At 65.2% G+C, this 19787-nt stretch carries 21 protein-coding genes; 12 read left to right on the forward strand and 9 right to left on the reverse strand.

Going from position 1 to position 19787, the window contains the following annotated elements:
- The first annotated feature begins 40 nt into the window (after positions 1–40).
- Together P9236_RS24000 and P9236_RS24005 are read left to right on the forward strand one after the other, a co-directional pair.
- Complete coding sequence (locus P9236_RS24000; RefSeq protein WP_278077075.1) at positions 41–1732, forward strand: cyclic nucleotide-binding domain-containing thioredoxin-disulfide reductase; 1692 nt, start codon at positions 41–43, stop codon at positions 1730–1732.
- The gene (locus P9236_RS24005; protein WP_278077076.1) at positions 1732–2037 is read left to right on the forward strand and encodes a UBP-type zinc finger domain-containing protein; all 306 of its coding nucleotides are present in this window, start codon (positions 1732–1734) and stop codon (positions 2035–2037) included. The genes P9236_RS24000 and P9236_RS24005 overlap by 1 nt, the downstream gene beginning before the upstream one ends.
- A gap of 246 nt (positions 2038–2283) precedes the next feature.
- On the opposite strand, the gene P9236_RS24010 is transcribed toward P9236_RS24005, so the two are convergent.
- The 6 genes from P9236_RS24010 to P9236_RS24035 form a co-directional block, all read right to left on the reverse strand.
- Positions 2284–2865 (reverse strand): cupin domain-containing protein, encoded by a 582-nt coding sequence (locus P9236_RS24010; protein WP_278077124.1) that lies wholly within the window; start codon positions 2863–2865, stop codon positions 2284–2286.
- Between the two features lie 279 nt (positions 2866–3144).
- A complete protein-coding gene (locus tag P9236_RS24015; protein WP_278077129.1) occupies positions 3145–3327 on the reverse strand; it encodes a hypothetical protein in 183 nt (60 codons plus the stop codon).
- Positions 3328–3390: 63 nt separating this feature from the next.
- Positions 3391–4209 carry an Asp/Glu racemase gene (locus tag P9236_RS24020; RefSeq protein ID WP_278077077.1) on the reverse strand — a complete coding sequence of 273 codons (819 nt, stop codon included), beginning with the start codon at positions 4207–4209 and terminating at the stop codon, positions 3391–3393.
- A 42-nt stretch (positions 4210–4251) separates the two neighbouring features.
- Positions 4252–5493: a D-amino acid dehydrogenase gene (locus tag P9236_RS24025; RefSeq protein ID WP_278077078.1), complete on the reverse strand. Its 1242-nt coding sequence runs from the start codon at positions 5491–5493 to the stop codon at positions 4252–4254.
- A gap of 293 nt (positions 5494–5786) precedes the next feature.
- Positions 5787–6968, reverse strand: a complete 1182-nt coding sequence (locus P9236_RS24030; RefSeq protein ID WP_278077079.1) for a cystathionine gamma-synthase — start codon at positions 6966–6968, stop codon at positions 5787–5789.
- On the reverse strand, positions 6965–8401 hold the full coding sequence (locus P9236_RS24035; RefSeq protein ID WP_278077080.1) for a pyridoxal-phosphate dependent enzyme: 1437 nt from the start codon (positions 8399–8401) through the stop codon (positions 6965–6967). The genes P9236_RS24030 and P9236_RS24035 overlap by 4 nt, the downstream gene beginning before the upstream one ends.
- A 386-nt stretch (positions 8402–8787) precedes the next feature.
- Here P9236_RS24035 and P9236_RS24040 point away from each other — a divergent pair, with 386 nt between their 5' ends.
- Both P9236_RS24040 and P9236_RS24045 read left to right on the forward strand, forming a co-directional pair.
- A complete protein-coding gene (locus P9236_RS24040) occupies positions 8788–9117 on the forward strand; it encodes a hypothetical protein (RefSeq protein ID WP_278077081.1) in 330 nt (109 codons plus the stop codon).
- A complete protein-coding gene (locus P9236_RS24045; protein ID WP_278077082.1) occupies positions 9114–9761 on the forward strand; it encodes a cysteine hydrolase in 648 nt (215 codons plus the stop codon). The genes P9236_RS24040 and P9236_RS24045 overlap by 4 nt, the downstream gene beginning before the upstream one ends.
- A 117-nt stretch (positions 9762–9878) precedes the next feature.
- Here P9236_RS24045 and P9236_RS24050 read toward each other — a convergent pair whose 3' ends face one another.
- Positions 9879–10232, reverse strand: coding sequence for a helix-turn-helix domain-containing protein (locus P9236_RS24050; RefSeq protein ID WP_278077083.1), 354 nt, complete (start codon positions 10230–10232; stop codon positions 9879–9881).
- Positions 10233–10343: 111 nt separating this feature from the next.
- On the opposite strand from P9236_RS24050, the gene P9236_RS24055 reads away from it, so the two are divergent.
- Complete coding sequence (locus P9236_RS24055) at positions 10344–11114, forward strand: type 1 glutamine amidotransferase domain-containing protein (RefSeq protein WP_278077085.1); 771 nt, start codon at positions 10344–10346, stop codon at positions 11112–11114.
- 84 nt (positions 11115–11198) lie between these two features.
- On the opposite strand, the gene P9236_RS24060 is transcribed toward P9236_RS24055, so the two are convergent.
- Positions 11199–12539, reverse strand: coding sequence for an FAD/NAD(P)-binding protein (locus tag P9236_RS24060; protein WP_278077086.1), 1341 nt, complete (start codon positions 12537–12539; stop codon positions 11199–11201).
- A 480-nt stretch (positions 12540–13019) separates the two neighbouring features.
- Between P9236_RS24060 and tauA the strand changes: the two genes are divergently transcribed.
- From tauA to P9236_RS24085, 5 genes are all read left to right on the forward strand, one after another.
- Complete coding sequence (tauA, locus tag P9236_RS24065) at positions 13020–14033, forward strand: taurine ABC transporter substrate-binding protein (RefSeq protein ID WP_278077087.1); 1014 nt, start codon at positions 13020–13022, stop codon at positions 14031–14033.
- Between the two features lie 169 nt (positions 14034–14202).
- Positions 14203–14976 (forward strand): taurine ABC transporter ATP-binding protein, encoded by a 774-nt coding sequence (locus P9236_RS24070; protein WP_278077088.1) that lies wholly within the window; start codon positions 14203–14205, stop codon positions 14974–14976.
- A complete protein-coding gene (locus P9236_RS24075; protein WP_278077089.1) occupies positions 14973–15833 on the forward strand; it encodes an ABC transporter permease subunit in 861 nt (286 codons plus the stop codon). Before P9236_RS24070 ends, P9236_RS24075 begins: the two co-directional genes overlap by 4 nt.
- Positions 15834–15854: 21 nt before the next feature.
- Positions 15855–16055, forward strand: a complete 201-nt coding sequence (locus tag P9236_RS24080; protein WP_278077090.1) for a hypothetical protein — start codon at positions 15855–15857, stop codon at positions 16053–16055.
- 50 nt (positions 16056–16105) lie between these two features.
- Positions 16106–17035, forward strand: a complete 930-nt coding sequence (locus tag P9236_RS24085; protein WP_278077091.1) for a TauD/TfdA family dioxygenase — start codon at positions 16106–16108, stop codon at positions 17033–17035.
- Between the two features lie 48 nt (positions 17036–17083).
- Here the strand turns inward: P9236_RS24085 and P9236_RS24090 are convergent, their stop codons facing one another.
- A complete protein-coding gene (locus P9236_RS24090) occupies positions 17084–17269 on the reverse strand; it encodes a hypothetical protein (protein WP_278077092.1) in 186 nt (61 codons plus the stop codon).
- A 307-nt stretch (positions 17270–17576) separates the two neighbouring features.
- Between P9236_RS24090 and P9236_RS24095 the strand changes: the two genes are divergently transcribed.
- On the forward strand, positions 17577–17939 hold the full coding sequence (locus P9236_RS24095; RefSeq protein ID WP_278077093.1) for a septal ring lytic transglycosylase RlpA family protein: 363 nt from the start codon (positions 17577–17579) through the stop codon (positions 17937–17939).
- Between the two features lie 236 nt (positions 17940–18175).
- Positions 18176–19453, forward strand: coding sequence for a polyhydroxyalkanoate depolymerase (locus P9236_RS24100; protein ID WP_278077094.1), 1278 nt, complete (start codon positions 18176–18178; stop codon positions 19451–19453).
- The last annotated feature ends 334 nt before the right edge of the window (positions 19454–19787 follow it).

Below are 19787 nucleotides of genomic sequence, written 5' to 3' on the forward strand. Positions count from 1 at the left end.
CCGCTTCAAACCCGGGGGCCATGACGCTACGGTCCGCCCCATGGCCCTCTCCGTCAGTCCGACCATTGCCGCCCGCCGCGACCAGATGTTCCCCGTGCTCGCCGACGCGGATATCGAGCGCATGCGTCGTTTCGGCGAAGCGCGCAGCTATGCCGCCGGCGAGCATATCGTCACCGCCGGCACGGTCTCGCCCGGGCTGATCCTCATCCTGTCGGGCAAGGTCGACATCACGCAGGCTGGCGGGCTCGGCTCGCGCGAGGCGATCATCACCTACGGCGCCGGCAACTTCATCGGCGAGCTGGCGCAGCTTTCGAGCCGACCGTCGCTGGTCAGTGCGGAGGCGGCCGAGCCGGTCGAGGCGATCGTCATCCCCTCGCAGCGGCTGCGCGATCTGATGGTGCAGGAGGCGAATCTCGGCGAGCGCGTCATGCGGGCGCTGATCCTGCGCCGCGTCGGCCTGCTCGAGAGCGGTATCAGCGGACCGATCGTCATCGGCCCTCCGGGCAATGGCGACGTGCTGCGGCTTGAGGGATTTCTGCGCCGCAGCGGCCTGCCGCACCGCGCTCTCGATTCCGACATCGACCCCTGCGCCAAGACGTTGATCGAGCGTTTTCATGTCGATCCGCACCATCTGCCGATCGTGCTCTGTCCGAACGGCAAGCTGCTGCACAATCCGGGCGAGGGCGACCTTGCCCGCTGCGTCGGCCTGCTGCGGCCGGTCGATGCCGACAAGGTCTACGACGTGGCCATCGTCGGCGCGGGACCGGCGGGGTTGGCGGCCGCGGTCTACGCCGCCTCCGAAGGGCTGTCGACGATCGTGTTCGACTGCCGCGCCTTCGGTGGCCAAGCAGGTGCTTCCTCACGAATAGAGAACTATCTCGGCTTCCCGACCGGCATCACGGGGATGGCGCTGATGGCGCGCGCCTATAACCAGGCGCAAAAATTCGGCGTCGAGGTGGTGATCCCCGATGAAGCCAAATTGCTCGGCGCCGCCGACGACATGACCGGCTACCGGCTCGACGTCGGCGACGGCGAGGCCGTGCGCGCCCGCACCGTGGTGATCGCCAGCGGCGCACGCTACCGCCGCCTCGACATCGCCAACCTGGCGCAGTTCGAGGGGACGTCCGTGCATTATTGGGCCTCGCCGATCGAGGCACGGCTTTGCCGGGACCAGGAGGTGGCGCTGGTCGGCGCCGGCAATTCGGCCGGCCAGGCGGCGGTCTATCTGGCGAGCCAGGTGCGCAAGGTGACGCTGCTGGCGCGTCGCGACAGCCTCGACGCCACCATGTCGCGCTATCTGGTCGAGCGCATCGAGGCGCAGCCGAACATCGAAGTGCTGCCCGAGACCGAGATCGAGGCGCTGGACGGCCACGAAGGCAATCTGGAGGAAGTGCGGTGGCGCAACCGGGCGACCGGCGTGGCGACGACGCGCCCCATCCGCCATGTCTTCCTGTTCATCGGCGCCGACCCGAATACCGACTGGCTGACGCGCTGCGACGTGGCGCTCGACGCCAAGGGTTTTGTCCGCACCGGAGCGGACGTGGCGCCGGGACACGGCCCGATGGAGACCAGCCGCAGCGGTGTGTTCGCCATCGGCGACGTGCGCTGCGGCTCGACCAAGCGCGTCGCCGCTGCCGTCGGCGAATGCGCCCAGGTGGTTGCGGCGCTGCACGCCTATCTGGCGCAAAATGGCGGCCGCGCCAGTCACCCCGAATTGGCGAGGAGATCGTGATGGACGAATGCAGGCATACGGACGACATCCAGGACGTGACGCCGAGCGCGCTCGGCTGCGAGGAATGCCTGAAGAGCGGCTCCTGGTGGGTGCATCTTAGGCTCTGCCGCACCTGCGGCCATGTCGGCTGCTGCGACGACTCGCCCAACCGCCACGCCACCAAGCATTTTCATGCCACCCAGCATCCTATCATCGAGGGTTACGACCCGCCGGAAGGCTGGGGCTGGTGCTATGTCGACGAGGTGTTCATCGACCTCGGCGAGCGGACGACGCCGCAGAACGGCCCAATCCCAAAGTTTGTTTGAGACCGCCGAGAGCAATTCTAGGAAATGTGTGTTGCGGTCCGGCTCACGCGATCTCGGACGAAGCGCGACGTTTCTATGCGGCGCTGGGGTTCAATCCCTCGCCCATCGATCCGATGACGTTGGGGATTTCGTTGGCGGATCTGCGCGAGACGATCGCGAGGCAAAATCCATGACCGCAGATGCCGTCCGCCGCGGGTCGGAACCTAAAGCGCGTCGCGCCGGCTATTTTCCTGGAATTGCTCTATTTTATGTGAGACCTGCCGCCGCCAACACATAGGCAGCCGGTGTCACATGCGCATGCGGCTTGCAATAGGCGGGAATGATGGCCTGGTAACCAAGCCAGCGGCCAAGCGGCGCGAGGATGCCGATTGCGATCCGCTGGACGGCCGGAGGCGGCCGCGTGAACACGACGACATCCGCGAATTCTTTGGCGATCACGGCTGCCTGGAGAGGATAGGGCCTTCCCTTCCGGTCAACCCTACCGTCATTGGCCAGGCCGAACAGCATTCCGATCAAAAGCTCGAAGCGATTCGGATCGATATGCGCCGCCCCGCCGGCCTGTCGGACCTCCACCAGCACATGCGCTTCTTCCGTCTTGCTGGCATTCCACCAGTCATGCGCGACGCCGGCCTCAGCGGTGGCCGACTGTCCGGGTCCGAGCGACAGAGTCCGGCCAGCGATGCGGGCATCGAGCCGGCCGCTGAGGACGGTAAACTTTTCGACCATAAAGGGATGGAAGTGTTCGCCCACCACCGCGGCTCCCGGTCGCGCCGTCAGGTGGGCGATGCCGGGCCCGTCGCCGCGATCTTCGGTGCCGCGCAAGATCACCGCATATTCACCGGTGACCCTGTTTTCATAAACGTCCCCGCAGCGCGACATGGATCAGTTCATCTTGCCGGAAGCAAAATCCTCTCGTGCTCATGTTAGCACGGAACCAGTCAAGACGTGTACTGCCGGCACGGTGTCCTTGCCCTTATCTTCACCCCGCTGACGCTCGTTCAAAATCGGCGTCAGAAACGCCGCGGTCGTTCGTCCATCAATGCGCCAAATGCGCGACCCACGAGCTGTCGTCGTCGAATCTGTTCGCCTTTGGAGCTGACAAATCGCCTATTTCACCGAGCTGGTGACGGTCCGGTCGATGGCGGCGGGGTCGCGGTCATTGCCGGCGAGCGCGCCGATGATCAGCAGGCTCACGATGATCGGGACAAACAGGATGGCGACACGCGCCTGCACGTAGAGGATGGCGCGCCATTCATTGCGCTTTTCGGGGCTGTCGTTCATCGCGCTCACTCTGTCCTGCCTCCCGGGGGCGGGACATAGTAGCGAAGCGTTAAGCAAACTTTTCCAGAACCGTTAACCCGCGGCTGGCAGCGCAAACAATCTGCCGCCGGCCGGCACGACGTCGTCGATGCCGGCGAGCCGCAGGCAATGCCAGGCCATGGCGTGGTTGGAGGAGGTGACGGGAATGCCGATCTTCCGTTCGAGCCCCGCCACCGCCTCGGCGACGCGCAGGCTGGTGCAGGAGATGAAGATCGCGTCCACTGCCGGCGTCGCCGCCATGCGTTCGGCCGCCGCCTCGATCGAGGCAAGCGAGATGCGGGCCGCCTCGCGGTCGTCGCGCCGGTCGAAGGTGGCGACGGCGGCGATGTCGAGGCCGCGGCCGGTGAAATAACGGACCAAGCCCTGGTTGATTTCGGGGGCGTAGGGCGTCAGCAGCCCGATGCCTTTGGCGCCGAGCGCCTTGAAGGCGGCGAGCGCGCCGGTGACCGGCGTGGTGCAGGCGACGCCCGGCCGCGCCTTCCTGATCTCGGCGAACACGGCCTCCTCGCCGAGCGTCATGGTGGCCGAGGTGCAGCCGAAGCCGACGACGTCGAGCGGAATGCTTGGCAGGATGAGGTCGACGGTCGGCGCGATGCGCGGGCCGATGGCGCGCAGCGTGTCGGGCGTGATGTCGTTGTCGTTGAAGAGCCGAGCCTCGTAGAAGGCGACGCCCGGAATGCGCACCAGTGCGCGGAACTCATGCTCCAGCGTCTGGTCGGTGGCGAGGATCGCAAGGCCGATCGCCGCGCGCGAGGCGAGGCCGCCGTCGAGCTCCGACGGCAAGATGCCGAGGTCGACTGGCTTGGGATCGACCGGTGCCGAAGAATGAAGGCGGGCTGCTCCGACAGACATGGCATTCCCTTTCTTGTCGATTCCCGTCCGGGACCCGAGCGTTCAGTTCAAAAGTCCATCCATCGAAATGGCCGGCTTGCGGCCGGCGATCAGATCGGCGGTGATGCGGGCCGAGCCGTGCGACATGGTCCAGCCGATATGGCCGTGCCCGGTGTTGAGATAGAGGTTGCCGAGGCGCCGCCGTCCGAACTCGGGCAGATTGTTCGGCGTCATCGGCCTCAGGCCCGCCCACATCTCGGCGCGGTCATAGTCGGCGCCCTCGGGATAAAGCTGCTGCGTCACGCCCTTCATGAAGGCGAAATCGGCCGGTTTGTGGCTGGTGTCGTAGCCGGCGAATTCGGCCGTTGCGGTGACGCGTATGCGGTCGCCGAAGCGCGAGATGGCGACCAGATTGTGCTCGTCGACCGAGGCGATGGTCGGCGGATGCGGCCGGTTGCCGACGGGAATGGTCAGCGAATAGCCCTTGATCGGATAGATCGGCAGGCTGATGCCGATCGTCTTCGCGATCAGCGGGCTGTAGGAGCCGAGCGCCAGGACATAGGCATCACCCTTGAAGCTTCCCTTGTCGGTGAGCACCTCGGTGACGCCGTCGCCCGAAGCCTCGATGCCGGTGATCGTCGTTCCCGTATGGATCACGCCGCCGCGCTCCACGACCTTGGCGGCAAGCGCCCGGGTGAATTTTGCAGGATCGCCGGTCTCGTCGGTCGGGCAATGGATGCCGCCGGCGATTTTTTCCTTCGCCGAGCCAAGCGACGGGTCGAGCTCGACGACGCCGGCGCGGTCGAGCACCCTGATCTCCTGCCCGTCGGATTCCAGCAGCTTCATGTGCTCGACGCCCTTGTCGAGCGCCTGCTGGCTGCGGTGGAAGTAGAGGATGCCGCGATCGTTGCGGTCATAGTCTATCTGCTCGTCGGCGATGACATCGTGCAGGACCGATTGCGAATAGGCGGCAAGGCGATGCTTGAGCAGCGTGTTGCGCCTGGCCTTCTCGGCCGTGCATTCCATCAGGAACAGCCAGGACCAGCTGTAGAGCCTGGGATCGGCCGAGAGCTTGAAGCGCAGCGCCTGGTCCTTCAGCACCAGCGATTTCAAGAGGATCATGGGCGCCTTGGGCGACGACCAGACGAAGGAATGGCCGGGCGCGATCATGCCGGCATTGCCCCAGCTGGTCTCGGCAGCGACCTGTGCCTGGCGCTCGAGGATGACGACCTCGTGCCCGTCCTTCTGCAACTGATAGGCGGTGGTGACGCCGACAACGCCGCCACCCAACACGATCACGCGCATCACGCCTCCGGAGATCGCAAGTGAAGGTAGTTTAGAATGTGGATCGCGGTGTGCAATGGCACACATACCGAGATGTCGGCGGGACAGCGCCCCCCTCTGGCCTGCCGGCCATCTCCCCCACAAGGGGGGAGATCAGACGTCACGCCGGCTTTCGCCAATTACCGGCGTTGCAGGAAGGGCGAGGCGCCGAAGCTGCCAATCTCCCCCCTCGTGGGGGAGATGTCCGGCAGGACAGAGAGGGGCGCGAAGGATCACCACGGGTGACGAGCATCTCCGAGATTGCCTCGAAGATTTCAACCCCCCAACGCCTGCTCCAGATCCGCGATCAGATCGTCGCCATCCTCGATACCGGCCGACAACCGCACAAGCGAATCGGAAATGCCGATAGCGCCGCGTTTTTCCGCCGGGATCGAGCCATGCGTCATCAGCGCCGGGTGCTCGATCAGGCTTTCGACGCCGCCGAGGCTTTCGGCCAGCGTGAACAGCTGGGTGCGTTCGAGGAAGCGTTTTGTCCCCGCGAGATCGCGGTCGAGATCGACCGAGATCATGCCGCCGAAGGCGTGCATCTGGCGCTTCGCGATCTCGTGCTGCGGGTGGCTGGCAAGCCCGGGATAGATGACACGGCGGACATCCTTGCGACCTTCCAGCCATTGCGCGATCTTCAGGCCGTTCGCCGAGTGGCGCTCCATCCTGAGCGCCAGCGTCTTGATGCCGCGCAGCGCGAGAAAACTATCGAACGGCCCGGAAATGGCGCCGATGGCGTTCTGCAGGAATTTCAGCCGGTCGGCGAGGTCCGTGTTGTCGCCGACGACAGCCACGCCGCCGACCATGTCGGAATGGCCGTTCAGGTATTTCGTCGTCGAATGGACAACGATGTCGATGCCGAGCTCCAGCGGCCGCTGGATATAGGGGCTGGCAAAGGTGTTGTCGGCGACCGTGAGCAGGCCTTTGCGTTTCGCAAGCGCCGCGATCGCTTCGAGGTCGACGACGCGCAGCAGCGGATTGGTCGGCGTCTCGACCCAAAGCAGTTTCGTCTCGGGGCGGATCGCGCCCTCGACCGCCGCCAGATCGGTGAAGTCGGCGAAGCTGACCTCAAGGCCGGCCGAGCGCTTGCGCACCCGCTCCATCAGCCGGAACGAGCCGCCATAGATGTCGTCGGTGGCGACGATATGGGCGCCGGCATCGAGCAGTTCCAACACCGTTCCGATCGCCGCCAGGCCGGAGGCGAAGGCGAAGGCTTTCGTGCCGCTTTCGAGATCGGCCACCGCGCGCTCGAAGGCGAAGCGCGTCGGGTTCTGGCTGCGGGCATATTCAAAGCCCTTGTGCACGCCGGGCGACTGCTGGCCATAGGTGGAGGTGGCGTAGATCGGCACCATCACCGCGCCTGTGGTCGGGTCGTGGCTCTGGCCGCCATGGATGGTGCGGGTGGAAAAGGCCAGGCGGTTCCTGCCCAATGGCGGTCTTGCTGTGGTCATTTTGCGCGGCGCCTCAGATGGTTGATCAGGTCGATACGGGTTATCAGGCCGATGAACTCCTCGCCATCGAAGACGATGGCGACCTCGTTGCGGTCGAAGACAGGCAACAGCGCATCGAGCGTCTGGCTGGCCTGCAGCGTGTGCAGGCTGGACGCCATGGCCGTGCGCACCGGCGCGTTGAAGCGGTCCCAGCGGCCGTCATAGGGGCCGTCGACCTTGGCCAGGATATCGCTCTCGTCCACGATGCCGACCAGCTTGCCGTCGTCGAGCACCGGCAGCTGCGAGACATCGGAGCGGCGCATGCGGCCATAGGCGTTGAGCAGGGTTTCCTCGGGGCCGACGGTGACGATGTCACCGGTGCGCGGCGAGCGCATGACAAGGTCGCGCAGATCGCCATGCTGCTCCTGGTCGGCCAAGCCCTGCTCGGCCAGCCAGATGTCGTCGAACACCTTCGACAGGTATTTGTTGCCGCTGTCGCAGACCAGCGTGACGACGCGTTTCGGCGTGGTCTGCTCGCGGCAATAGCGAAGCGCTGCCGACAGAAGCGTGCCGGAGGACGAGCCGGCCAGGATGCCTTCGCGGGACAGGAGATCGCGCACCGCCAGCATGCTCTGCTTGTCGGTGATGGAATAGGCCTTCTTGACCAGCGAGAGATCGGCGTTGGGCGGCACGAAATCCTCGCCGATGCCTTCGACGGTCCAGCTGCCGGCCTCTTCCATCTTGCCGGTCTTGATCAGCGGCGCCAGCACCGAGCCGACCGGATCGGCAAGCACCATCTCGGTCTTCGGCGAATGTCTTGCGAAATAGCGGCCGAGGCCGGTGAGCGTGCCGCCGGAGCCGACGCCGACCACCACCGCGTCGACGTCGCCGTCGAGCTGGGTAAAGATTTCCGGGCCGGTGGTGGTCTCGTGCGCCAGCGGGTTTGCCGGGTTGGCGAACTGGTTGGCGTAGAAGGCACCGGGCAGATCGGCGGCGATCTTCTCGGCCATGTCCTGGTAATATTCGGGATGGCCCTTGCCGACGTCGGAACGGGTCATGCGCACCTCGGCGCCTAAAGCGCGCAGGTGCTGGATCTTTTCGCGCGACATCTTGTCGGGCACGACGAGGATGATGCGATAGCCCTTGGGGATGCCGACCTGGGCGAGGCCGAGGCCGGTGTTGCCGGCGGTGGCCTCGACGATGGTGCCGCCCGGCTTCAGCTGGCCCGCCTTCTCGGCCGCCGCGATCATCGACAGCGCGATGCGGTCCTTGATCGAGCCGCCGGGATTCTGGCTTTCGAGCTTGATGAACAGCCGGCACTTGCCGGTGTCGAATTTGGTGAGCTCGACAACCGGCGTCTGGCCGATCAGGTCGAGCACCGAGGCGTAGGGCGGACGCAGCCGCGCCAAATTGCCTTCCGCGCCGTCCGGCGCCGCTTTCCCGTGCACGCTCATCTCGGACCCTCCATGGAAGCAAGTTCGACGCGGGTGACCAGTTACAATCTCGCGCATGATGGCGGCCGGAATCCATTCCGGCTTCACGCATCACACAGGAGCGTCTTTTCCAGCCCTTTCGGCTTGGAAAGAAGATAGATCGTGCCAATCCGGCGGCGAGTGGGGGAATGGAATTTCACGGGAGACGGCCGACGGCCAAGACCGCCTTTGCGCGCCCGAGATTGTGAGCGCTCGGTCCGGTCTCGGACGGTGGCGGGCTGGCCTTCGATCTCCATTCTCCATGAGGAATCCGGTTGCCACGTTTCAACGAACCATGTGGTTCGTTGCAGCCGCCGATTTCGCCATGCTAGCCGAATTCCGCGCGGGGCCAATGCAAGGAGCAGCCGATGAAGATTCTTGCCTATGACAACTTCAAGCCAGGCGTCACGCTCGACGATCTGCGGCCCTATCTGCGCGACGAGGTCTCGAATGTCTGGCGGCTTTGGAAGACAGGCATCGTGCGCGAGAACTACGCGCGTGCAGATGTCGGCGGCGTGATCATTGTCTTCGAGCTTGACAGCGTCGAGGAAGCCAGGCACTACACCGACGATTTCCCGCTGTCCAAGGCCGGACTGCTGGAATGGCATTTCATCGCCTTCGACGCGCCGCTGCCGCTCGAATTCCTGTTCGACCCGACCGTCGACATCGCCAAGCCCTGGGATCGGACGGCGGCATGATCCGGTCGAGCGAAGGCATCGAGATCCCGACCAGCCTGGCCGAATGGTGCGATCCGCGCCGCATGGCACTGGTCGTCTACGACATGCAGGTCGGCATCTGCCGCCAGGTCGCAGGCGCGGCGACGATCATCGAGCGCACCGGCACGGCACTGGAAGCGGCCCGCTCGGCCGGCATGCGGGTGGCGTTCACGCGCCACCTGTCGCTGCCGAAGAAATGGATGGGCGCCACGCAATTGCGCACCGCCATGGCCTGGCAGCGGCGCGATGACCCCGACGCTGTCGGGCCCTGGTTCCTGCGCGACGCCGAGGCAACGCTGATCGTACCCGAATTGGAGCCGCGCCCTGACGAGGCGGTGTTCGATAAGCTCACCATGTCGGCCTTCGATTCCACCGCCCTCGGCTTTGCCTTGCGTGACTGCGGCGTGCGCGCCGTGGCGCTCGCCGGCATCGCCATGGAGATCGGCATCGAGCCGACGGTGCGCCAAGCGACCGACAATGGCTTCGTGGCCGTTCTGATCGAGGACGCCTGCGGCTTCGGCAACAGGGAAGCGCGCGACCGCTCGCTGGCCGCGCTTCGTTTCCTCGGCGAAGCGGTTGTCACCGATGCCGCGGGCTTTTGCGGCGCGCTTGCCAACACGGTCTGAGGAGATGGCTTGTTAATGCATGTCGCGCAAAAGTGCGCAGCGGTTTTGCGATAACGGACATGCATAAAAACAAAGACTTAAAGCGCGTCGCCTGAATCCGCTTCAGCGCGACGGGCTTTAGGCGGCGGCTTCGACATCGGTGCGGAAGCGCACGCCTTCGGCGCGGCCATGCACGCTGCCCCAGTCGTAGAGCGCCTGCAGCGCAGCGGCAAGGTCGTGGCCGCGCTCGGTCAATGTATAGCGCCCCTTGCCGTCGGGCGATGCCTCGAGCCTGACGAAACCGATCTCGACGAGATCGCCCAGGCGCTGGGTCAGCATCTTGTCGGAAAGCGACGGGATCGTTCGGCGCAATTCGGAATAGCGCAGCGGTCGCTCCTTGATTCGGGCCAGGATTACCGTCTTCCACTTGCCGCCGAGCGCATCGAGCGCGAACTCGACCGGGCAGCCATAGAGTCTACCGCGTTGGGCCATGTGCAGATGGTAGGCAAGGCAGGGCCGCGACGGAAGCGGAAATTGCCCGGCCATGTGGCCAGATTGCCTTGTCCGACTTCGCAGGCAACACTTTCAGAAAGGAGTGCGACAATGAGCGTGCGGGATCCAAATCCGGTCAATGGGCGAAAACCCAAGCGCGTGGCGATCGTCATCGCCAATCCGGCCGTCTCGACCACGACCGGGTGGCCGGTCGGCTTCTGGTGGAGCGAGCTCACGCATCCCTGGTTCGCCTTCACCGAACGCGGCTATCAAGTCGAGATCTTTTCGCCCGACGGCGGCAAGTGCGAGGCCGATGCGCTGAGCGACCCGCGCGATCCATCGGGCTATTCGGAGACCGACCTCATCTCGCTAGGCTTCATTTCGAGCCCGAAACTCTCTGCCCTGGTCGACAATACGCGACCGGTGGCCGAGATCGATGTCGAGCGCTTCGACGCAATCGTCGTTGCCGGCGGCCAGGCGCCGATGTTCACCTACGAGCGCGCGACCGATTTGCAGCGGATATTCGTCGCCTTCCATGAGGCTGGCAAGGTGGCCGCCGCGCTCTGCCATGGCACCGCCATCCTCCGCTACGCCAGGCACACCGACGGATCGCTGCTCGCCGCCGGCAAGACCGTCACCGGCTTTGCCAATGCCGAGGAGGATTTTGCCGACAAAGCCACCTGGGAGATGGGTGCGCTCGAACGCGGCAAGCATCTGATGCCGTGGCGGATCGAGGACGAACTCAAGGCGATCGGCGCCAACTATGTCCAAGCCGGCTTGTGGCGCGGCTTTGCCGTGCGCGACGGCAATCTCATCACCGGCCAGCAGAACTTTTCCGGTGCCGAGACCGCGCGGGTCGTCTGCGAGGCGCTTGGCGGCTGAAGGTCAAACCGGAACCTGGAGTATTTGTTTTTACGCAATTCCGGACGGAAACCGGTACGCTTTTCCTGGAATGCGCTAGCTGTGCTAGCCCAGCAATTGCTTGCTGAGCTTGGCGCATTGGACGCGGATATCGGGAATGGCGTCGATCTCGAAGAAGGTGCCGCGTGTCAGCGGCCCGACGGCGAGGAGTTTCGACGACACCGTGCCGTCGGCCGCTATCAGCTCGCAACTGGCGGTGACGTCGAGGCCGAGGCGCAGCGGGTCGGGGCGCGCCAGGCCGCGCTCGACAAGCGAGCGCACGAGCCCGTTCGAGGTCTTCGAGATGTCGCGGGCGATGCCCATGCAGTCATAGATGCGCGCGACCTCAAGCGTCTCCAGCGCCTGCGTGCCGCGCTGTTGGATCGTGACGGTGAAGCCGTCGTTCGGTTCAATGTCCGCGACGCGTCCGGCAACGAGGCGGATGCGACCCGAGCCGACCGCTTCGGTGACACGCTCGTAAACCTCCGGCGCCATGCGGTGGCGATGGATGTCCCACCAGGCTTTGGTGTGCTCGACGAAGCGGCGTTTGGCCGAGGGCGGCCAGTTCTGCCAGATCTTCTGGTTGAAGGGCCTCAAGCCGTCGACGACATCGCGCCAGTCGCCGCCGGCCTTCTGGTTCTCGCGGATCAGGTTGCGGAACCAGCCGACGAAATAGGAGAGCTGGGTGCCGAGCGGGATATCGGCGACGTCGAGCTTGATCGGGTTGCCCTTGCGATGCGGCGAGGGCAGCAGGCCGCGCCGCGACACAGCTATGATCTCGCCGCGATGGCCGCGCTGCTCCAGCGAAAGAAAGGCGTCGACCATGCTGAGGCCCGTGCCGAGCACCAGCACGGGAGCCTGCGGGTCGAGCGCCGTGTCGGCCTCCGATCCCATCCGGATGGCGCGGCCCTGGAAGGCACCCGGCTGCTCGTCATGGCCGGTGGCCAAAACGGCAAGGTGGCCGACGACGCTGGTGCCGTTGGCCAGGGCCACCTCGACGCCCGACGGGGTCGGCGAGACCGACAGGCTCTCCTCGCGGATCAGCCGCAAACGGCCGCGCTCGCGCTCGCGGTCTTCGAGATCGTCGAGCAGCTCCTTCAGATAGCGGGCATAGAGGCTGCGCGGCGCATAGAACGGCCCCTGGTCCGGCTGGGCAAGGCCGCGCTCCAGCACCCAGCGCGCGAAATTGTCCGGATCGTCGGCATAGGCGCTCATGCCCGAGGCCTTGACGTTGAGCACATGCGCGGAAAGCAGCGTCGAATAGGCCATACCCTGGCCGAAATGCGGACGCTTCTCGATCAGCGTGACGCGCAGATCGGGGTTCGGCGACTTAAGCAGATGCGCAGCCAGCACGACGCCGCTGGCGCCGCCGCCGACAATGATGATGGAATTGCCGCGTCCAACCATGGCTGAAATTCAGGAGCTTTCGAGGGGCCGCGATCGGGCCTAGACAGCCGGGGCCGACTGCCATGAGGCAGCCGATGCCGCGGCCGCCCGGCCGGCGCCACGAACGATTGGCGGTATGCGATTCAGTTGGTCGCGCATCGTTCTCTCTCCCTAATGTCGATAAGATTACTATACTAACCTGCTCGCACACGAAAGCCGGTTTCAATTCCGCCGCTATCTGGGGCATGGATTTACCCGGGAAAGGTGACAGCGGGATTTTTGTTCGCAGCGAATGCTTCGAGCGCCGCTGCGGCGTCCAAAAGGGCCTAGCACAGTCTCCGGCAGAACACCGCGACTGTCCTTTTGCGGCCTTCCAACCAACCCGGAGCCGCTTTTTTCCAACAAAGCCCGTTTGGTTGGAAGGATTTAACTCTACAAACCCCATAGAATTAACAGACGATAGAAAGGCAATCCGGCTTTCTCCTTTGAATGGAGCCTTTCATGTCGACCATTTCCAGACGCATTCTTGTCCTGTCGTCGGCAGCGCTGGCAAGCGCCGCCCTGCTCGGCCCGGTCATGGCCGAGGATTTGAAAATCACCATCGGCTACCAGACGGTGGTCGAGCCCTCGAAGGTGCCGCAGGCAGATGGCGCTTATGAGAAGGCGACCAAGGCCGCGATCGACTGGCGCAAATTCGATTCCGGCGCCGATGTCATCGCGGCGATCGCTTCCGGTTCGGTCGATATCGGCTATGTCGGCTCGAGTCCGCTGGCCGCGGCCGCCAGCCGCGAGCTGCCGATTGAGACCATCTTCGTGGTCGGGCTGATCGGTCCGTCGGAAGCGCTCGTCGCCCGTAACGGCGCCGGCATCGAGAAAGTCGCCGACCTCGCCGGCAAGAAGGTGGCGGTGCCGTTCGTGTCGACCACGCATTACAGCCTGCTCGCGGCGCTGAAGCACGAGGGCGTCGATCCCAAGGCGGTCGAGATCCTCAATCTCAGGCCGCCGGAAATCGCCGCCGCCTTCGCGCGCGGCGACATCGACGCGGCCTATGTCTGGGACCCGGCGCTCGGCCAGATCAAGACCTCCGGCAAGGTGGTGCTCGATTCCTCGCAAGTGGCGGCCTGGGGCGCGCCGACCTTCGACGCCTGGATCGTGCGCGCCGACTTCGCCGACAAACATCCGGAAGCGGTGCGCGACTTCGTCAAGGTGACGGGCGAGGCCTATGCCCAATACCTGGCCAAGCCAGAGGCCTGGTCGGTCTCTTCGCCTGAGGCCGGCAAGATCGCCAAGATCACCGGCGCCAAGCTGGAAGAGGTGCCGGAACTGCTCAAGGGCTATGTCTTCCCGACGCTGGACGAGCAGGCCTCCGACAAGTTCCTCGGCGGCGGCACGGTCAAGGCGATCGCGGCGGCATCGGCCTTCCTCAAGGAGCAGGGCAAAATCGACGCCGTGCTGCCCGACTATTCGAAATACGTCACGACCAAATATGCCAGCGAGGCGCTCGCCTCGAACTGAGCTTTTCTCCAGGCAGTTCCGGAAGGAAGATCGCCTTTCCTGGAATTGCTCGACAAGCGCGGCCCTTCTTCCCTGGCCATGCGCTTGCCTGTCCCGGAACCGCTTACGAGGCGCGGCTTCGGGGCAGGCCCCCTGACCCAGCGCTTGATCCAGCGGAGGTTTGAGCCCAATGCCGCATCTGACGCTCGACAAGGTCACCGTCCACTATGACGGCCAACCGGCGCCGGCGGTCGAACGCATTTCGCTCGACATAGGCAAGGGCGACTTCGTCGTGCTGGTCGGCCGCTCGGGCTGCGGCAAGACCTCACTGCTCAACGTCGCCGCCGGCCTGGTGGAGCCGGCGCGCGGCCGGGCCATGATCGCCGGCCGGCCGATCACCGCGCCCGGACCCGACCGCGCCGTGGTGTTCCAGAACGATGCGCTGTTTCCCTGGCTGACCGCGCGGGAAAACGTCGCCTTCGCGCTTCGATTGCGCGGCGTGAGCGCCGACAGCAGGGCGCGGCGCGCCGACGAATTGCTGTCGCTGGTCAAGCTCGACGGCGCCGGCGACAGGCGCATCTGGGAACTCTCCGGCGGCATGCGCCAGCGCGTCGGCCTGGCGCGCGCGCTGGCCGCCGAACCCGAATTCCTGCTGCTCGACGAGCCGCTCGGGGCGCTCGACGCGCTGACGCGCGAACGCATGCAGACGACGTTGCTCGATCTCTGGTCGGCTGCCCAGGTCGGCGTACTGATGGTCACGCACGGCATCGAGGAGGCGCTGGTGCTTGCCACCAGGATCGTCGTGCTGGCGCCGGGACCCGGCCATGTGGTGCGCAGCTTCGAAACCCATTTCGGCCGGCGCTATGCCGCTGGCGAGCCGATTCGCGCGATCAAGGCGGATCCGGCCTTTGCCGCGGCCCGCTCGGAGCTGACCGACGCGATCTTCGAGGGAGAGGCGGCATGAGCGTCGGCAACTACAGCGAACGACAGGAAGCGAAAGCCGGGGAGCACGATGGATTCTCGGTGCCATGGTCGCGGCTGCGACGCGACCGGACGGGCATTTCGGCACGGCTGGTCAGCGCCATAACCATCCTCGTCCTGTTGGCCGCTTGGACGGTGTCGGCCCGGCTGCAACTGGTCTCGCCAGTCTTCCTGCCATCGCCCGCCGCCGTCTGGGCAAAGTTCGTCGTCGTCGCCCGCGACGGTTTCGTCGACGCGACGCTGATCCAGCACGTCGCCGCCAGCCTCTGGCGCGTGTTCGTCGCGCTGATCGCGGCGATCGTCGTCGGCATTCCGATGGGGCTCGCCATCGGCATCAGTAGGGTCGGGCGCGGCGTGTTCGATCCGCTGCTCGAGTTCCTGCGGCCGATCCCGCCGCTTGCCTATCTGCCGCTGATCGTCATCTGGTTCGGCATCGGCGAGCCGTCGAAGATCCTGGTGATCGCCATCGCCATGCTGGCGCCGGTGGCGCTATCGACCGCCGCCGGCGTGCGCGGCGTGTCGCGCGAGCGCATCGACGCGGCGCGTTCGCTCGGCGCGACGCGGAACCAGCTTGTCCGCCATGTCGTGCTGCCCAGCGCGCTGCCCTCGATCCTCACCGGCCTGCGCATCGCGCTCGGCGCCGGCTGGTCGACGCTGGTGGCGGCCGAACTGGTGGCGGCGACGCGCGGACTGGGCTTCATGATCCAGTCGGCCGCGCAGTTCCTGGTCACCGACGTCGTGGTGATGGGCATCCTGGTGATCGCGACCATCGCCTTCGCGCTGGAATTCGTCATCCGCAGGATCGAGCGCGCGCTGGTGCCCTGGGCGGGGCGGGAATGATCCGAGCCAAGGAGAATGACGATGACCCATTCCACCGCAGTGCTTTTCGCCTATCTCGGCCGCTCGCTCGGGCACTGGCTTCTGCGCCTTCCCGACGAGGACAAGCCGTCACGGGACGACGCGCCCCGATCGCCGGCGCCGGTCCAGCTCGACGCGGAGCGCGGCCGCCTGCCGCCACACGACGAGAGCTTCTACTGGGCCTGGCAATACTGGTCGCAGTGACCGGCCCTCATAGACATTTCCCTTCCCCAACCAGCAACGAGGAGATCCCCATGAGCAACCTAGCCGCCGTCGACCAGGTCATTCCGCCAACCGACGTCATTCCGCTGACCGCCCGCGTGGGCGCGGAAATCAGGGGCATCCGCCTTGGCGGAAGCCTGCCGGACGCCACCATCGCGGCAATCAACCAGCTGCTTTTGAAGCACAAGGTCATCTTCTTCCGTGGCCAGGAGCATCTCGACGATTCCGAGCATGAACTGTTCGCGCGGCGCCTGGGCGATCTCGTGCCGCATCCCACGCAAGGGCCGGTATCGGGCACCGCCTCGATCCTCAATCTGGATTCCAGCCGCGGCGGCGGCCGCGCGGATCAATGGCACACGGACGTCACCTTCGTGGACGTCTATCCGAAATTCTCCGTGCTTCGCGGCGTCGTCATTCCCCCGGCCGGCGGCGATACCATCTGGTCCAACACGCACGCCGCCTATGAAAGCCTGCCGGCGCCGCTCAAGCTGCTGGCCGACAGTCTCTGGGCCATCCACAGCAATGCCTACGATTATGCCGCGGTGCGGCCTCGCGCCACCGCCGAGGAAAGGAAGCATTTCGAGGAGGTCTTCACCTCGACCGTCTACGAAACCGAGCACCCCGTCGTGCGGGTGCATCCGGAAACCGGCGAGCGCTCGCTGCTGCTCGGCAATTTCGTCCAGCGCTTCGTCGGCCTGTCGAAGAGCGACTCCTCGAAGCTCTACGAATTGTTCCAGAGCTATGTGACGGCGCCCGAAAACACCGTGCGCTGGCGCTGGCAGGCCGGTGACGTCGCGATCTGGGACAATCGGGCCACCCAGCATTACGCGGTGAACGACTATGGCGACCAGCAGCGGATCGTGCGCCGCGCCACAGTCGACGGCGATGTGCCGGTGAGCGTCGACGGACGTCGTAGCGTCACTCACGTCAAGACGGCCAAGCCGGCGGCAAAGGCCGCGTGAAGACAGGCGGAGCGGGCCCTTCTCCCTAGGGAGAAGGGCTTTCCTCCCTCAAACGCGCGGGCGGTTCGCCCAGCCGAGGCCGAGCAGGCCGATAAGCGCGGTCACGAGTCCGATATAGAGCCATTGCCTCTGGCCGGTCATGAAGCTGCCCTGGACCAGGCCAAGCCCCTGCAGCGACCAAAGCACGCCGATCGCCAGCACGAGCAGCGCCAGCAAATTCCTGATCAATCGCATCGGCGAAATCCCCCCGGAAAGTCGATCCTCCACCGGAATGCACGCGCAGTAAAGAAGCGAAAGGAAGCCAGGCAATCGCTTCCTCTTCTACTTGCGGATTGACGGCCGATCCTACTCGAGACTTCCCGCAAACCGGCTCGGTCTTCACAAAGAATACGCCTGCGTGCTCCGGAAATTTCATGACAAACTGTTTCGCGGCGACTCCAAACGTGTGCCTTTGCCATGGAACCGCCAGATCAATGCCGCATTTCCCGCCTCATTCGGCACTTACGGCGAGTTGTCTGTAAACGGAGCCCACCCCTAAAAGATGAAGAAAACCAACCGCACCGCGCTTGTCGCGGTAACGATCGCGGCTGGCCTGATGGCTGGCGCGTCGAACGCCTCCTCGGCCGCCGCGCAATGCGGACGCGCCTCCTGGTATGCGCTGCATTCGAGAACCGCGTCCGGCGAGCGCATGAATCCCGCCGAACTGACCGCTGCGCACCGCACCTTGCCGTTCGGCACCAGGCTCAGGGTCACCAACAAGAACAATGGCCGCAGCGTCGTGGTGCGCATCAACGATCGCGGTCCGTTCGTCAGAGGCCGCGTGCTCGACCTCTCGCGCGGCGCAGCCAATCAGCTCGGTTTCATCGGCTCGGGCCACACCGCGGTGTGCATGGCGCGCGTCTGATATGTCCGATATGTCCGGCAAGAGGGGCCGGACATATTTCCTACATATTTCGGCGGTGCACATTGAGCCGGCTGTGCCCTTCGAGCCGGTTTTCCAACGCTTTCGACGAAAGACCTATTCGTCACGCCACGTGACGTATTGCATCGCAACAGTATCTTGTTAACCTCGCTGCGAGACATTCGAGGCTCGGCGCTGCTCGTCGGCCCTTTGGTCGTCAGGCAGCAGCGAGGTTCCCGATGTTCTACCAGCTCTACGAAATGAACCATGCGGCGCTGCAGCCCGCCCGCCTCTACGCCGACGCGGTGCGGCTTTTCTATTCCAACCCGCTCAATCCTGTCTCGCACACGCCGCTCGGCCGTTCGGTCGCGGCAGCCGCCGAACTGTTCGAGCGCACCACGCGCCGCTACGGCAAGCCGCAATTCGGCCTGACCGAGACGGTGATCGACTGGAAGACCGTCGGCGTCACCGAAAAGACCGTCTGGACGAAGCCTTTCTGCAACCTCACCCGCTTCGAGCGTTCGCTTCCGGCGGGCCGCAAGCCGGACCCGAAGCTTCTGATCGTGGCGCCGATGTCCGGCCACTACGCGACGCTGCTACGCGGCACGGTCGAGGCGATGCTGCCTCACGCCGACGTGTACATCACCGACTGGGTCGACGCCCGCATGGTGCCGCTGTCGCAGGGGAGCTTCGATCTCGACGACTATATCGACTATGTCATCGACATGTTCCATGCGCTGGGTCCGGACACCCATGTGATGGCGGTCTGCCAGCCATCGGTGCCGGTGCTGGCGGCGGTGGCGCTGATGGAAAAGCGCGGCGACCCCTTCGTGCCGTCGACCATGACGCTGATGGGCGGCCCGATAGACACCCGCCGCAACCCGACCGCGGTCAATCTGCTGGCCGAGGAAAAGGGCATCGGCTGGTTCCGCGACAACGTCATCATGCAGGCGCCCTGGCCGGTGCCGGGCTTCGGCCGCGAGGTCTATCCCGGCTTCCTGCAGCTCTCGGGCTTCATGAGCATGAATCTCGACCGCCATATCATCGCCCACAAGGACTTCTTCATGCACCTTGTGAAGAACGATGGCGACAACGCCGAGAAGCACCGCGACTTCTATGACGAATATCTGGCGGTGATGGACCTGACGGCGGAGTTCTACCTGCAGACCGTCGACACGGTGTTCGTGCGCCACGCCTTGCCGAAGGGCGAAATGACCCATCGCGGCGAGGCCGTCGATCCGAGCCTCATCCGCAACGTCGCCCTGTTCACCGTCGAGGGTGAGAACGACGATATTTCCGGCCTCGGCCAGACCCAGGCCGCGCATGACCTTTGCGCGAACATCCCGGCCGACAGGCAAGCCCACTACATGCAGCCGGCCGTCGGCCATTATGGCGTCTTCAACGGCTCGCGGTTCCGGTCCGAGATCGTGCCGCGCATCGTCGACTTCATCGCCAGCTATGGCCGCCAGACCCGGGTGGCGGCGAAACCGAAGCTGGTCCGCTCCGCCAAGAGCTGAGCAAGGCGCCGAAACGCTTGCCCGGCGGCTATGCTTGCGCTGGCGGGTCGCATGCCTTGGTGATCGGCCGAGACACCCGCTGCCTCGTTATCCTAGGGCGGAGCAAGGAGCGAAGCGACGCAGCGCAGACCCAAGGATCCGTGCCGTTACATACGAATGGTGCAGCGGTGCAGAACAACCTCCGTCTTGCGCCGCCTTTGCTCTTCGCGCAACCTCACGACACGGATTCCAGGGTCTCCGCGACGGAGCTTCGCTCCTGCTTCGCCCTTGAATGACGAGGAGGCGTCCGCGCCGGTTAGGGAAGCTAACGGCGGGCGGCTTGCGGCGTTCGCCG

Source organism: Mesorhizobium sp. WSM4884, from assembly GCF_029625675.1.
Taxonomy (GTDB): domain Bacteria; phylum Pseudomonadota; class Alphaproteobacteria; order Rhizobiales; family Rhizobiaceae; genus Mesorhizobium.

Excerpts from the sequence above, each read along its gene's own strand:
- P9236_RS24000 (WP_278077075.1), top strand. The coding sequence starts at position 41 with ATGGCCCTCTCCGTCAGTCCGACCATTGCCGCCCGCCGCGACCAGATG.
- P9236_RS24005 (WP_278077076.1), top strand. The coding sequence starts at position 1,732 with ATGGACGAATGCAGGCATACGGACGACATCCAGGACGTGACGCCGAGC.
- P9236_RS24020 (WP_278077077.1), bottom strand. The coding sequence starts at position 4,209 with ATGTCTGTCGGAGCAGCCCGCCTTCATTCTTCGGCACCGGTCGATCCC.
- P9236_RS24025 (WP_278077078.1), bottom strand. The coding sequence starts at position 5,493 with ATGCGCGTGATCGTGTTGGGTGGCGGCGTTGTCGGCGTCACCACCGCC.
- P9236_RS24030 (WP_278077079.1), bottom strand. The coding sequence starts at position 6,968 with ATGACCACAGCAAGACCGCCATTGGGCAGGAACCGCCTGGCCTTTTCC.
- P9236_RS24035 (WP_278077080.1), bottom strand. The coding sequence starts at position 8,401 with ATGAGCGTGCACGGGAAAGCGGCGCCGGACGGCGCGGAAGGCAATTTG.
- P9236_RS24040 (WP_278077081.1), top strand. The coding sequence starts at position 8,788 with ATGAAGATTCTTGCCTATGACAACTTCAAGCCAGGCGTCACGCTCGAC.
- P9236_RS24045 (WP_278077082.1), top strand. The coding sequence starts at position 9,114 with ATGATCCGGTCGAGCGAAGGCATCGAGATCCCGACCAGCCTGGCCGAA.
- P9236_RS24050 (WP_278077083.1), bottom strand. The coding sequence starts at position 10,232 with ATGGCCCAACGCGGTAGACTCTATGGCTGCCCGGTCGAGTTCGCGCTC.
- P9236_RS24055 (WP_278077085.1), top strand. The coding sequence starts at position 10,344 with ATGAGCGTGCGGGATCCAAATCCGGTCAATGGGCGAAAACCCAAGCGC.
- P9236_RS24060 (WP_278077086.1), bottom strand. The coding sequence starts at position 12,539 with ATGGTTGGACGCGGCAATTCCATCATCATTGTCGGCGGCGGCGCCAGC.
- tauA (WP_278077087.1), top strand. The coding sequence starts at position 13,020 with ATGTCGACCATTTCCAGACGCATTCTTGTCCTGTCGTCGGCAGCGCTG.
- P9236_RS24070 (WP_278077088.1), top strand. The coding sequence starts at position 14,203 with ATGCCGCATCTGACGCTCGACAAGGTCACCGTCCACTATGACGGCCAA.
- P9236_RS24075 (WP_278077089.1), top strand. The coding sequence starts at position 14,973 with ATGAGCGTCGGCAACTACAGCGAACGACAGGAAGCGAAAGCCGGGGAG.
- P9236_RS24080 (WP_278077090.1), top strand. The coding sequence starts at position 15,855 with ATGACCCATTCCACCGCAGTGCTTTTCGCCTATCTCGGCCGCTCGCTC.
- P9236_RS24085 (WP_278077091.1), top strand. The coding sequence starts at position 16,106 with ATGAGCAACCTAGCCGCCGTCGACCAGGTCATTCCGCCAACCGACGTC.
- P9236_RS24090 (WP_278077092.1), bottom strand. The coding sequence starts at position 17,269 with ATGCGATTGATCAGGAATTTGCTGGCGCTGCTCGTGCTGGCGATCGGC.
- P9236_RS24095 (WP_278077093.1), top strand. The coding sequence starts at position 17,577 with ATGAAGAAAACCAACCGCACCGCGCTTGTCGCGGTAACGATCGCGGCT.
- P9236_RS24100 (WP_278077094.1), top strand. The coding sequence starts at position 18,176 with ATGTTCTACCAGCTCTACGAAATGAACCATGCGGCGCTGCAGCCCGCC.